Raw genomic sequence first — 13,532 nt, 5'->3', positions numbered from 1 at the left:
TCCTACACCTCTACTTCCATTGACATTTTTCAATATACTGTATTCTTATACAGTATATATTTATAAAATCCTCTTTTTTAAAGGCGAATAAAAACCAAGGCTTGCCTTTTTGTTCTGCCTAGGATGAACAACTCAATACTTTCAAGGAAAATTAGATAGTGCTGATTTTTTTCCATTGCTACAAATGCTTCTTGCTTCAATGATGGGAGGATAATTGCGCAAAGAAAAAGGATATCAGACAACCGTCCAATATCCTTGACATAGCTAAATAAGCGTGCCACTCTGCGTATATTATTCCCTAAAAAATCAGAAAAAATAACTAGTAATTCTGTATGAAATTAGGTACAATATACACGTTGATGCACAAGCATTGACTATGGCAACTTGATTGGTCAGTTCCCGCTGACTTTTCAAGCCCCGGTGATTTAGCTGCTACTAAATTGCCGGGTGCCTTTTTTAGTTTTTATTCGTTTTTCATTCTATAGAAAGCGCTTCAATAAATCAAGACATTTTTTTGTTAGAATGCTAATAATAACCTGTCTCTTATACACATCTAGATGTGTATAAGAGACAGGTACTATTTGTTCAGAATTCAAAAAAAGAGAAATTTTTTTGTTTTTTTATCTGTAATGTACATAAGAATAGTTAAAATCTTTTGTTATTATTAGCATTCTAACAAAAAAATGTCTTGATTTATTGAAGCGCTTTCTATAGAATGAAAAACGAATAAAAACTAAAAAAGGCACCCGGCAATTTAGTAGCAGCTAAATCACCGGGGCTTGAAAAGTCAGCGGGAACTGACCAATCAAGTTGCCATAGTCAATGCTTGTGCATCAACGTGTATATTGTACCTAATTTCATACAGAATTACTAGTTATTTTTTCTGATTTTTTAGGGAATAATATACGCAGAGTGGCACGCTTATTTAGCTATGTCAAGGATATTGGACGGTTGTCTGATATCCTTTTTCTTTGCGCAATTATCCTCCCATCATTGAAGCAAGAAGCATTTGTAGCAATGGAAAAAAATCAGCACTATCTAATTTTCCTTGAAAGTATTGAGTTGTTCATCCTAGGCAGAACAAAAAGGCAAGCCTTGGTTTTTATTCGCCTTTAAAAAAGAGGATTTTATAAATATATACTGTATAAGAATACAGTATATTGAAAAATGTCAATGGAAGTAGAGGTGTAGGAAATGAAGAAAAAAATGAGAATCATCTTAGCATTAAGTGTTATATTATTATTCTTGACGGCTTGTGGGCAAGAAGAGGACGACGAAAAAATTACGTTGAACATGGCTTGGTGGGGTTCACAAGTTCGACACGATGCAACGGTAAAAGTAATCGAGCTTTACGAAGAAAAAAATCCTCATGTGACGATCGAGTATGAATTCTATGATTATGAAGGATATTACACAAAATTAGGTACGCTAGCAGCATCAAATGATATCTGGGATATTTTTCAATTAAATAATCAATTTCCTCAATACATCAATCAGATTGAACCATTAGATGAATATGTGGAAAAAGGGATAATTGATGTTTCTAATGCGGATGAATCCTATTTGGCAACGACGATTTACGACGGGCAATTAGTTGGACTGTCCAACGGGGTGAACTCGTTTGCGATTGCTTACAATAAAAATATATTTGAACAATTAGGTATCCCTGAACCTGCTTCCAATTGGACATGGGAAGAATTTGAACAAATCAGCTATCAAATTACTGAAGAATTAGGGATTTATGCTATTTCAAGGTTCGAAGATTTTATAGCTGGCTGTATTATTCAAATACCGCAAGTTGAGAAAGGATTGAATTTTTATAATCAGGAGGATTTATCTAACAGTTTGGGATTCGAAAATCCGGATTATTTAACAGATTTTTTCCAGCTGCGTAAAAATCTGGTAGACAAAGGTGCCCATCCAGAACCGGGTGGTGGAGCTGCAAGTACGACAGATCTGTCTTTTCAGGCAGTTAGAGATAGCGAAGCAGCGATGGTTTTTCTATCAAGTAACCAGTTGACAGAAATTTTGTCAGGCGCTCCTGAAGATATGGAAATTCGATTGATTAATCCTCCTCGCAGAAAAGCAGATGGAGAATCTGGTATTCCATTACGTTCTTCGCAAATGCTGAGTATGGCAAAAAATTCAGCACACAAAGAAGAAGCGGCTAAATTTATTGATTTCTTCCAAAACAGTGAAGAAGCCAATGAGATTTTAAAAGGAGAACGCGGTGTACCAATCATGTCCAATATTCGAGAACAACTCGCTCAGACAGATGATACAACTTTACAAGCGACATTCGACTATTTAGAAATGATATCCGATATGGACAACGGTGAAGTAAATGTTTTTGATAGCGCTTTAAATCCAGAAATCCAAGATCAATACAATCTTTTAGTAGAAAAAGTTATCTATGAAGAAATGACGGTAGAAGAAGCAGCAGAGAGTTTTTATGAGTTTGCTTCAAACGTTCTGGAATAGTAACAGGAGGAAAGCATGAAAAAAGAAAAACTAAAACGATTCATGAATCAAGATAACGTGGTCGGTTACGTATTTGCTTCTCCATTTATTCTAGGATTTCTATTGATAACGGTAATACCGATGATCTTGTCTCTTTATTATTCGTTTACCGATTATCGGCTGGGGAATCCAGTCTCATGGATCGGCTTGGATAATTATATAAAAATGCTAAGTGATGCTCGTTTTTTGAACTCCATCCGAGTCACTTTTCTCTATGTATTCGCCTCTGTGCCTGTGAAACTGATCTTTGGTCTATTGATTGCTTATCTTTTAACGAGAAATATCAAAGGGACGACTTTCTTTCGTTCTTTGTATTATGTACCTAGTTTGATTGGCGGCAGTATTTCTATTGCTCTAGTGTGGCGAGAATTATTTTCTAAAAATGGATTAGTGAATATTTTTCTAGAACGCCTAGGCGCACCAGCACTTTCCTGGTTTGGCGATCAAAAATTGGTCATGATCCCTCTTGTTTTGATGTCTGCTTGGCAATTCGGTTCGGCAATGATCATCTTTGCTGCAGGTATCAAAGAGATCCCAGCCTCGTATTATGAAGCGGCAGAGATCGATGGAGCGAATAAATGGCAGTCGTTTTACAAGATCACGCTACCTCTTCTTTCGCCAATCATTTTGTATAACTTAGTCATGCAGACGATTGCAGCGTTTATGACTTTCACGCAAGCGTTCATCATTACCCAAGGTGGTCCGAATGATGCCACGAACTTTTATGCTCTTTATGTGTATAACCAAGCATTCTCTTTTAATTCTATGGGGTATGCTAGTGCTATTTCGTGGATCATGCTGTTGATCATGGGTGCTGTCACCTTTCTGATTTTTAAATCATCAAAAAAATGGGTCGTTGTGTGAACGGGGGGAGGAAAAAATGAATAAAACAGTAATGAAATGGTTCCAGTACGGGTTTATTTTGCTATTAGGTCTAGTCATGATTTATCCAGTCTTGTGGATGATTGCCGGTTCTTTTAAAACGGATCAAGAGATTCTGAGTGGTTCACTGAATTTGATTCCAGAAACTTTTCGATGGGAAAATTACGCAGAAGGATGGGCAGGTTTTGCTGGAATCTCATTTTTCACGTTCTTTAAGAATTCGTTTGTCATTTCTGCGGTATCAACGATTGGGACAGTGCTGAGCTCGACTTGTATTGCTTACGCATTATCGAGGATCGATTTCAAAGGAAAAAGGTTTTGGTTCGTCGTCATGTTAGTAACGATGATGATTCCTGCACAAGTGATTTTGATTCCGCAGTTTATTATTTACAATCGGCTAAATTTGGTTGGTACGTATGTGCCGCTGATTTTACCGCACTTTTTTGGACAAGCATTTTTTATTTATCAGATCATGCAATTCATGGTCGGCATCCCTAAAGAGTTAGATGAATCTGCGATTATTGACGGATGCAGCAAATATAGTGTCTTTACCAAAATTATTTTTCCTTTGCTAAAACCTTCGATCATCACCACGATTATTATCCAGTTTTATTGGAAATGGGATGATTTTATGGGACCGCTGATCTATTTGAACAAGCCGAGATCTTATACCGTATCGATTGCCATCAAATTATTTGCAGATGCTGGATCTAGCACGACTTACGCCAGTATGTTTGCGATGTCTACGCTGTCTCTGCTGCCGGTTTTTTTGATTTTCTTATTCTTCAATAAATATCTCGTCCAAGGAATCAGTACAAGCGGCTTGAAAGGCTGAAGATGAAAAAGCCAATAGAGGAGATGTTTCTTTACAAGATCAACTACTATTTCTGTCGGATTTTTTTAACCAGTCTTATCAGTCATGGTCTTTTCGCTTTTTTCCTAGGATGTTTTTTCACTTTAGGATTAACGCTTTCTGCTCATGTTGTCTATCTGATTTATTTTTTGATGATGTATCCTGCTTATTATCTATCTGCCCATTATTTGGCGGAAAAGAAGGTAGGTTGGCGGAAAGAAAAAATCAAAAGGTCATGTTTCATTGTTGCGTTGTTTCAGCTGTTCGTTCTTATTTTTGCAGCTGATTGGTATTTGTTCATAGAAAAGGCTGATGCTTGGTATCTGATTCCTTTTCTATTGTGTCTGTTGCTTTTTGTATCCCATGGTTTTTTTAGTACGCTAATTGATGTCTGCAAAGAAGAGAAAGCAGATAGTCTTATTTATTTGATCAAAAGAAATATCTGGCTGTTGTCAAAAAACGTCAAAGGGTTTCTGTGGTATTTCTGTCTTTTGTATGGGCTGTTTTGGTGTATACAATATGATCTGTTACTTACTGCATTGTTGTATCCCGGACTGCCGTTTGTCACAGCATGCTGGTTAAAAGAAAAGGAGAATGAGTTCAAATGAAGAAAAAATATGTACAAGTCGGTCTTGGCGGAAGAGCTCGCTTTTTTTATGAGGCAATTGCCTCTACGTATCATCGAACTTGTGAACTGGTCGGTTTTTGTGATGTGTCTCAAACAAGAATGGATTATGCAAATCGAGTACTTGTGAATAAGTATGGACAGAAGAAAGTAAAGACATGTATGCCATCGCAATTTGAACAGCTACTGGATGATGTACGGCCAGATGAAGTCATTATCACGTCAGTAGATCGAACGCATCATGATTATATCATCCGTGCAATGAGAAAAGGGTATGATGTTATTTGCGAAAAACCTCTGACTATTGATGAGGAAAAAGCGCAAGAAATAATAACTGTTCAAAAACAAACGGGAAGGAATCTGCGAGTCACTTTCAATTATCGTTATGCGCCATATCACACGAAGATAAAGGAACTGCTGGAAAAAGACATAATCGGCGATGTTTTCTCTATCCACTTTGAATGGTTGCTGAATACGCAGCACGGGGCAGATTATTTCAGAAGATGGCATCGAAATAAACACAATAGTGGCGGACTTCTCGTGCACAAATCTACCCATCATTTTGATCTGGTGAACTTTTGGTTGAGTAGCCAGCCAAAAAAGGTATTCGCATTTGGTGGATTGAATTTTTATGGAATGCATAATGCGGAAAAACGCGGAGTAGAAACATTTTACAGTCGATGCTATGGAAGCGAACTAGCCAAAAATGATCCATTTGCTATAGATCTATCAGCCAATGAGGAATTACGAGAAATGTATTTGGAAGCAGAAGAAGACAGTGGATACATTCGTGATCGCAGTGTATTTTCCGATGATATTTCTATTGAAGATACGTTAGGAGTGACGGTCAAATACGAGACCGGTACGATATTGACGTATTCGCTAAATGCGTATATGCCGTGGGAAGGATTCAATGTTTCTTTTAATGGCAGCAAAGGACGGATCGAAATGAAAGTGATCGAAAAGTCCTATATCAACGCTGGTGGAGATAAAAAAGATGAGGGAGCAGCCGTTCTTCAGTCCATCCAGGTCTATCCGATGTTCGGTAAACCCTATGAGGTAATCGTTGAACAAGAAGCAGGTGGACATGGCGGAGGAGATCCACGTTTGTTGGATGATCTATTTGGCGAAGTAAAGGAAGAAGATCCGTGGAATCGAGCAGCAACTCACGTAGATGGTATCCTGTCGATTTTGACAGGAATCGCAGCGAATCACTCTATTGCTTCAGGAAAAGCAGTGGCGATTGACGAACTTGTCAACTTCAAGGAATAAGAAAGAATTTACGAAAATTATTTCCTGTACGTTATAAATCTGTGCGCTATTGCCGTAGATTGTCTTTGGAACACTATTTATTCGAAAAAGGGGTTGTGACACGTTTTTTTTCACAATCCTTTTTGTGTGAAATAGAATTTTTGGATAAATGAAAATAAAAATAACTATTTAAACCCGAACAAAAAAGAGTAATGCATTAAAAAACATTAGATTTTACAAAAAAATAAGTAAACCACGTTGTCAGTTTCAGAAAGTAGTGTTAGACTATTTTCAATATTTGAAACAACATTCTTTATTCAAATATGTCAAACTGCCTTCACGTGCAAAACAGTTGCAAGAAAATGATTTTACACTATTATTAGTTTTACATACCTACTTATATATCGTCATAATATGGATGACAGTTTCTAGCCAGTACCGTAAATGCTGGACTATAAGTAAAAGATTGGCTATTTCACCCTTCTTTTCTTATGATAAAGTGGAGGGTGTTTTTCTTTAACAGAAACATAGTAGGTTTTTGCACAAAAGCGGTTTTTTGGTATTAATAAATGATAAAGGAGCAAATAAAGTGAAAGAATTAGTTGAACGTATTCAAAAAGACGGACGTATATTAGGCGAGGGCGTACTAAAAGTCGACAGTTTCGTCACTCACCAAGTAGACCCTGTATTGATGGAACAAATGGGGCAACGGTTTGCAGAAGTATTTAAAGAACAAGGAATCACGAAAGTTGTGACCATTGAAGCTTCTGGGATCGCACCAGCTTTATTTGCTGCAAAAGAATTAGGTGTTCCAATGATCTTCGCCAGAAAAGCCAAAAGCTTGACGATGGATGAAGAATTATTGACGGCTTCTGTTTATTCTTTTACGAAACAAGTGACAAGTACGATTTCTATTTCTCGTAAATTCTTATCTTCAGAAGATAAAGTATTGATTATTGACGATTTCTTGGCAAACGGACAAGCGGCAAAAGGATTGATTGAATTATGCCAGCAAGCTGGAGCTCAAGTAGAAGGAATTGGGATCGTCATTGAAAAGTCTTTCCAAGATGGACGTCAGTTGCTTGAAGAAATGGGATTGAGAGTCGTTTCTCTTGCACGTATCGCTTCCTTGACGAATGGACAAGTTGAGTTTCTTGAGGAGGACGCATAATCGTGGAAAAAGAAACACAAAATGGAAAAGCCGCGGTTTTAGGGCTGCAGCATCTGTTAGCGATGTATGCAGGAGCAGTAGCGGTGCCTCTTTTGATCGGTACAGGACTAGGCTTTAATCAAGAACAGATGACTTACTTGATTTCAATTGATATCTTTATGTGTGGATTAGCAACATTATTGCAATTGACCGTTAACCGATTTTTCGGAATTGGCTTGCCTGTTGTTTTAGGATGTGCGATCCAAGCAGTAGCTCCGCTGATCTTGATCGGAACTAATGAAGGAGTAGGAGCTATTTATGGATCTATTATCGCTTCAGGTATCTTTGTTGTGTTAGTTTCAGGTATCTTTTCTAAAATCAAGAAATTATTCCCGCCTTTAGTAACAGGAACGGTTATCACCGTTATTGGTTTGACATTGATTCCAGTAGCAATTGAAAAAATGGGTGGCGGTAATGCAACAGCGGCTGATTTTGGTGACAAAACAAATCTACTACTTGCATTTGTGACGATTCTCCTCATTGTAGGTGTGCAAATGTTGGCAAAAGGGTTCATTCGTTCCATCGCGGTATTGATTGGTTTAGTCGGTGGAAGCATCTTAGCTGCTTTCATGGGAATGATCGATCTGAGTGCGATTGGAGATGCACCATTGTTCCATGTCCCACAACCCTTTTATTTTGGTAAGCCAACTTTTGATGTATGGTCGATTTTACTGATGATCATCATTTCTATGGTCAGTATGGTAGAATCAACGGGTGTATATTTTGCGCTTGGGGACATTACTGGAAAGAATGTTGGAGAAGAAGAATTGAAAAAAGGATATCGTGCAGAAGGACTTGCCGTTATCTTAGGCGGTATTTTCAATACATTCCCTTACACAGGCTTTTCTCAAAATGTCGGATTGGTTCAACTTTCGGGAATCAAAACGAGAAAACCTATTTACTTCTCTGCGTTCTTCTTGATTGTTTTAGGATTATTCCCTAAAATTGGTGCGTTAGCACAAATCATTCCTGAGCCGGTACTTGGTGGAGGAATGTTAGTCATGTTCGGGATGGTGGCAGTCCAAGGAATCCGTATGCTGTTGGAAGTTGATTTCAGTAATGATAAAAATCTATTGATTGTTGCTGTTTCTGTTGGATTTGGGCTAGGTTTCAATATTACGCCGACACTATTCAGTCAAATGCCTCAAACATTGCAAATGTTCACTGGCAATGGCATCGTAATGAGTAGTATTACGGCTATCATATTGAATCTGATCTTTAATGGTTTAAAAAAAGATGAAGAAATAGTAGAAGAAGCCTTCAAAAAATAATGAAGTAAAAGAAAAGTTGCGAAACCAGCGTTTTGAGTGAATATCGAGGGTCAGCTGTTTGAATACCATTTATACTAAAAAAAGGATGTGACATCACTTTTGTCACGTCCTTTTTTATGTATTGGATAAACACGAACAATAAAATGGTTTTCTTTATCAATATTCGAAATTTCTTTGACATCAAAAAATACGATTGTTAAAATATGGATGTAGAAAAACTGGGAGGAAAAACAATGACAGCAAAAATCTCTGTGATCATGGGGAGTACTTCAGATTGGGAAACAATGAAAGAAGCATGTCAAATATTGGAAGAATTCGGTGTGTCTTATGAAAAAAAAGTCGTTTCTGCTCATCGCACACCAGATTTGATGTTTGAATATGCACAAGGTGCTCGAGAAAAAGGAATCAAAATCATTATTGCAGGAGCAGGTGGAGCCGCCCATCTACCGGGGATGGTTGCGGCAAAAACAACTTTGCCGGTTATCGGCGTACCGGTCCAATCACGAACATTAAATGGTTTAGATTCGCTTCTGTCGATTGTTCAAATGCCTGGAGGCGTGCCTGTGGCTACTACGGCAATCGGAAAAGCTGGAGCAATTAATGCTGGACTACTTGCGATACAGATGCTTTCCATGTATGATTTAGAATTGGAGGCTAAATTGGCTGAAAGACGTTCAATGTTGGCTAAAACTGTTATAGAAAGTAGTGATCAACTTGGTTAAACCTTTGTTGCCTGGTTCAACGATCGGGATCGTCGGCGGCGGTCAATTAGGTCGTATGATGGCGATTAGTGCAAAAGAAATGGGCTTTAAAGTAGGTGTGCTGGATCCTGTAAGTGATTGTCCAGCCGCACAAGTTGCAGATTGGCACATTGAAAGTGTCTATGATGACACCTTTGCGCTGAAAGAGCTTGCTAGAAGAACAGATGTCATTACCTATGAATTTGAAAATGTCAGTGTAGAGGCGCTAAATGCGATCTTACCCATGTCATTTATTCCTCAAGGGACAGACTTGCTTGCGATTACGCAAGACCGCCTATTGGAAAAATCTTTTTTGGAAACGAACAACATCGTGATTGCTCCTTATGCAACGATCGTCAGTCCGACAGATATCCAAGATGCGATTGACGGGATCGGTTATCCCTGCGTTTTGAAAACCACTCGAGGCGGTTATGATGGCAAGGGGCAGTATGTTTTGAAAAGTCGTGCAGACTTGGCCCCTGCAATGGATCTTTTAAGAGAAGGAACCTGTGTTTTAGAAGCATGGATCCCATTTGAAAAAGAGATTTCGATCATGGTAGCAGGAAATGGACAAGGAGATTTCACAACTTTTCCGGTCGTGGAAAATATCCATCGAAACAACATTCTGCACGAAACGATTGCTCCAGCTGCGATTGATCAGGATGTGATCGAGGAGGCTGAGCGTATTGCCCGTGTGATTGCAGAAGCAGTAAGTCTTTCAGGTGCTCTAGGGGTAGAAATGTTCTTAACAAAAACAGGCGGGTTATATGTGAATGAATTAGCCCCTCGTCCTCACAATTCTGGGCATTATTCTATCGAAGCTTGTTCTATGAGTCAGTTCGATGCCCATATTCGAGGTATTTGCGGCTGGCCATTAGGAGAAAAAGTGCGTCTGACAAGCAATGCAGTGATGGTCAATGTTTTGGGAGAACAACTGTTGGAAAGCTATCGCTTGATTGAGAATAAGCCAGACTGGCAATTCCATTTCTATGGAAAAAAACAAGCGAAAAAAGGTCGCAAGATGGGACATATCACTATCTTGACAGAAGACATCCAGCAAACGCTGGAAGAAATCAAACAAACGAATATTTGGGATTAGAGGAGAAAAAACATGTTAGAACGTTATACACGCCCTGAAATGGGGAATATCTGGACGGAAGAGAACAAATACCGTGCGTGGCTCGAAGTCGAGATTTTAGCAGATGAAGCTTGGGCAGAACTTGGTGAAATCCCACAAGAAGATGTGAAAAAAATCCGTGAACATGCATCATTTGATATCGATCGGATCTTGGAAATCGAAAAATCAACACGCCATGATGTCGTTGCTTTTACACGAGCAGTTTCTGAAACATTGGGAGAAGAAAGAAAATGGGTCCATTATGGTCTAACAAGTACGGATGTCGTAGATACTGCTTATGGCTATCTCATCAAGCAAGCAAATGATATATTACGGGAAGACCTGAAACGTTTTACAGAAATCATTGGCGAAAAAGCAAAAGAACACAAATATACAGTGATGATGGGTCGAACACACGGTGTCCATGCTGAACCAACTACTTTTGGATTGAAACTTGCCACATGGTATTCAGAAATGAAACGGAACATCGAACGATTCGAACATGCGGCAAAAGGAGTAGAAGCAGGAAAAATCTCAGGAGCAGTGGGGACGTTCGCAAATATCCCGCCATTTATTGAAGAGTATGTATGTAAACAATTGGGAATCCGTCCGCAAGAAATCTCTACTCAAGTTCTCCCTCGGGATCTACATGCTGAATATTTCTCAGCGATGGCGCTTATTGCTACAAGTATTGAACGCTTTGCAACAGAGATACGCGGATTGCAAAAGTCTGAAACACGTGAAGTAGAAGAGTTTTTTGCGAAAGGTCAAAAAGGTTCTTCTGCTATGCCACACAAAAGGAATCCAATCGGTTCAGAAAATATGGCTGGTCTAGCCAGAGTGGTGCGCGGACACATGGTCACTGCCTATGAAAATGTCACATTATGGCATGAAAGAGATATTTCTCATTCTTCAGCAGAGCGAATCATCTTGCCTGATACCACGATTTTATTGAATTACATGTTAAATCGTTTTGGCAATATCGTTAAAAATCTAACGGTCTTTCCTGAAAACATGAAGCGGAATATGTCTGCAACATTTGGTTTGATTTATAGCCAACGCGTTATGCTGAAATTGATCGATAAGGGAATGACAAGAGAAGAAGCTTATGATCTTGTTCAGCCAAAAACTGCGTATGCTTGGGACAACCAAGTTCAGTTCCGCCCGCTGTTAGAAGAAGATCCGACCATCACATCGGTCTTATCTAAAGAAGAAATAGACGATGCCTTTGATTATCATCATCATTTGAAAAACGTTGACGTGATATTCAAACGAGTAGGTTTGGAATAAAGAAGAGTGAGTTGCAAAATTTAATTAAAATAGAATAGCAAAAATAACCAAAAAAGAAGCAGATCCGTTAGCGGTTCTGCTTCTTTTAGTTTATTATGTTTTCTTATCAATGATAGGAATAAAGCGACTACCTCTTTATATACAAAAAATAGAGGAATTAAGCGTAAATGGCTTGGCTATTATAACTAAAATGCTGGTTATGGAGATGTTGCAGCAAATTTTCGAGAAAAGTATATTCCATCTCTTGTCCATTAAATAAGATCTGGATACGATAGTGATTTTTGAAAAGTTTCTGCTCGTGGATCTGACTGATTAAAAGTTCGCCTTTGTGTTCTGTTCGATAACGAAAAGTCCTTTTACGGCATTCAGCGCAACGCTTAGCTGCTCGGCGGATTTTCCGAAAGGTATAAAAACTAGTATCTTTATTGCATAAATAAACGTCTTTGATCGACAACAAATCATTATATAGACAGGAACGTTCTTCAGCCGTTAACTCTGATAAAAAAAGCTGACCTTGTTTTATTGCATCTTCCATCGGCAAGTGCCTCCTCGATCCAGTTATCCAAATTTTTAGTTAATTTTAATATACCATCATTATATATAAATGTAAACGCTTGTTGATGAGGGGGATTTTGTACTCACAACAAAACACGAACATTAAAAGAATCTAATGCCTTTAATGTACATATTTATATTGATTTCTAAAAAGATGATTGTTAAAATTCAAAGTGAAAACACGAACAAAAATCGTTGTATTTGCTTTGAATGTAAATAAAAAGGAGAGTCGGACATGGAGAAAAAAGAACTTCTGTACGAAGGGAAAGCCAAAAAATTATATCTTACCTCTGATGAAAACTTGATTTGGGTAGAATACTTAGATCAGGCGACTGCGTTGAATGGCGCGAGGAAAGATCAGATAAGTGGGAAAGGAGAATTGAATAATAAAATCACAAGTACGATTTTCCGCTATCTGACCCAGCGAGGAATAAAAAATCATTTTATTGAACAATTATCTAAAACCGAACAATTAGTAAAAAAAGTACAAATCATCCCTCTGGAAGTGGTGATCCGAAATATTGCAGCAGGAAGTTTCTCAAAACGTCTAGGTGTTCCTGAAGGCAAAAAATTAATCAAGCCAATCGTTGAATTCTACTATAAGGATGATCAGTTGGATGATCCGTTTGTCAATGAAGAGCATATCTATTACTTGCAACTGGCAAAACCGGAAGAAATCAGTGAGCTGAAAACCCAAGCATTAGCTATCAATAAAATTTTGATCGAATTATTCGCTAAGGTTGGTCTGGTTTTAGTAGATTTCAAGCTAGAGTTTGGTCGGTCGAATGAAAAAATATTACTTGCGGACGAAGTAACACCGGATACTTGCCGATTATGGGATGAACATACGAATGAACATATGGACAAAGACGTTTACCGCAGAGGCTTAGGTAATCTGATTCCAGTCTATCAAGAAGTATATAACCGTCTATCGGAACTAACTGAAGAAAAGGAGCGAGTATGATGTATTTCGTAAAAGTTTATGTAACCTATAAAGATTCAGTATTAGATCCTCAAGGAGAAGCAGTAAAAAAAGCAGTCCATCGTATGGGATATGAAACAATCGAAGATATCCGTATCGGAAAATACTTTGAGATACAACTTGCTGATACAGAAGAACCAATCGATACAGTGATTGAAACGATTTGTGATAAGTTGCTTGCAAATGTAAATATGGAAACATACCGATATGAAATCAAAAAAATGGAGGAAGTATAA

General features: G+C 38.2%; 13 protein-coding genes and 1 riboswitch. Of the genes, 12 read left to right on the top strand and 1 reads right to left on the bottom strand.

Annotated elements, in window-relative coordinates; translation table 11 throughout:
* Positions 1 to 1,194 precede the first annotated feature (1,194 nt).
* The 10 genes from A5849_RS09450 (at position 1,195) to purB (ending at position 11,759) form a co-directional block, all read left to right on the top strand.
* The gene (locus A5849_RS09450) at positions 1,195 to 2,481 is read left to right on the top strand and encodes an ABC transporter substrate-binding protein (RefSeq protein ID WP_086310058.1); all 1,287 of its coding nucleotides are present in this window, start codon (positions 1,195 to 1,197) and stop codon (positions 2,479 to 2,481) included.
* Between the two features lie 15 nt (positions 2,482 to 2,496).
* On the top strand, positions 2,497 to 3,384 hold the full coding sequence (locus A5849_RS09445) for a carbohydrate ABC transporter permease (RefSeq protein ID WP_002313850.1): 888 nt from the start codon (positions 2,497 to 2,499) through the stop codon (positions 3,382 to 3,384).
* A gap of 16 nt (positions 3,385 to 3,400) precedes the next feature.
* On the top strand, positions 3,401 to 4,237 hold the full coding sequence (locus A5849_RS09440; protein ID WP_002292245.1) for a carbohydrate ABC transporter permease: 837 nt from the start codon (positions 3,401 to 3,403) through the stop codon (positions 4,235 to 4,237).
* A 2-nt stretch (positions 4,238 to 4,239) separates the two neighbouring features.
* Complete coding sequence (locus A5849_RS09435) at positions 4,240 to 4,863, top strand: hypothetical protein (RefSeq protein WP_002309497.1); 624 nt, start codon at positions 4,240 to 4,242, stop codon at positions 4,861 to 4,863.
* Complete coding sequence (locus A5849_RS09430) at positions 4,860 to 6,152, top strand: Gfo/Idh/MocA family protein (RefSeq protein WP_002309496.1); 1,293 nt, start codon at positions 4,860 to 4,862, stop codon at positions 6,150 to 6,152. The genes A5849_RS09435 and A5849_RS09430 overlap by 4 nt, the downstream gene beginning before the upstream one ends.
* A 356-nt stretch (positions 6,153 to 6,508) precedes the next feature.
* Positions 6,509 to 6,606, top strand: a riboswitch (purine riboswitch).
* Between the two features lie 114 nt (positions 6,607 to 6,720).
* Positions 6,721 to 7,302, top strand: a complete 582-nt coding sequence (locus A5849_RS09425; RefSeq protein WP_002292242.1) for a xanthine phosphoribosyltransferase — start codon at positions 6,721 to 6,723, stop codon at positions 7,300 to 7,302.
* 2 nt (positions 7,303 to 7,304) lie between these two features.
* Positions 7,305 to 8,612: a nucleobase:cation symporter-2 family protein gene (locus tag A5849_RS09420; RefSeq protein ID WP_002292241.1), complete on the top strand. Its 1,308-nt coding sequence runs from the start codon at positions 7,305 to 7,307 to the stop codon at positions 8,610 to 8,612.
* A gap of 233 nt (positions 8,613 to 8,845) precedes the next feature.
* Positions 8,846 to 9,334: a 5-(carboxyamino)imidazole ribonucleotide mutase gene (purE, locus tag A5849_RS09410; protein WP_002309494.1), complete on the top strand. Its 489-nt coding sequence runs from the start codon at positions 8,846 to 8,848 to the stop codon at positions 9,332 to 9,334.
* Entirely contained in the window at positions 9,327 to 10,451 is a 1,125-nt protein-coding gene (gene purK, locus A5849_RS09405) for a 5-(carboxyamino)imidazole ribonucleotide synthase (RefSeq protein ID WP_002309493.1), read from the top strand. The genes purE and purK overlap by 8 nt, the downstream gene beginning before the upstream one ends.
* A 12-nt stretch (positions 10,452 to 10,463) precedes the next feature.
* Entirely contained in the window at positions 10,464 to 11,759 is a 1,296-nt protein-coding gene (gene purB, locus A5849_RS09400; protein WP_002306865.1) for an adenylosuccinate lyase, read from the top strand.
* 157 nt (positions 11,760 to 11,916) lie between these two features.
* Here purB and A5849_RS09395 read toward each other — a convergent pair whose 3' ends face one another.
* Positions 11,917 to 12,294: a hypothetical protein gene (locus A5849_RS09395; RefSeq protein WP_002309492.1), complete on the bottom strand. Its 378-nt coding sequence runs from the start codon at positions 12,292 to 12,294 to the stop codon at positions 11,917 to 11,919.
* A 255-nt stretch (positions 12,295 to 12,549) separates the two neighbouring features.
* On the opposite strand from A5849_RS09395, the gene purC reads away from it, so the two are divergent.
* Together purC and purS are read left to right on the top strand one after the other, a co-directional pair.
* The gene (gene purC / locus A5849_RS09390; protein ID WP_002309491.1) at positions 12,550 to 13,278 is read left to right on the top strand and encodes a phosphoribosylaminoimidazolesuccinocarboxamide synthase; all 729 of its coding nucleotides are present in this window, start codon (positions 12,550 to 12,552) and stop codon (positions 13,276 to 13,278) included.
* Positions 13,278 to 13,532, top strand: a complete 255-nt coding sequence (gene purS / locus A5849_RS09385) for a phosphoribosylformylglycinamidine synthase subunit PurS (RefSeq protein ID WP_002309490.1) — start codon at positions 13,278 to 13,280, stop codon at positions 13,530 to 13,532. Before purC ends, purS begins: the two co-directional genes overlap by 1 nt.

It is taken from the genome of Enterococcus sp. 10F3_DIV0382 (genome assembly GCF_002140245.1).
GTDB classification, from domain to species: Bacteria; Bacillota; Bacilli; order Lactobacillales; family Enterococcaceae; genus Enterococcus_B; species Enterococcus_B lactis.
Note: the sequence above shows the minus strand (reverse complement) of the source record. Positions and strands in the feature narration are given on the sequence as shown.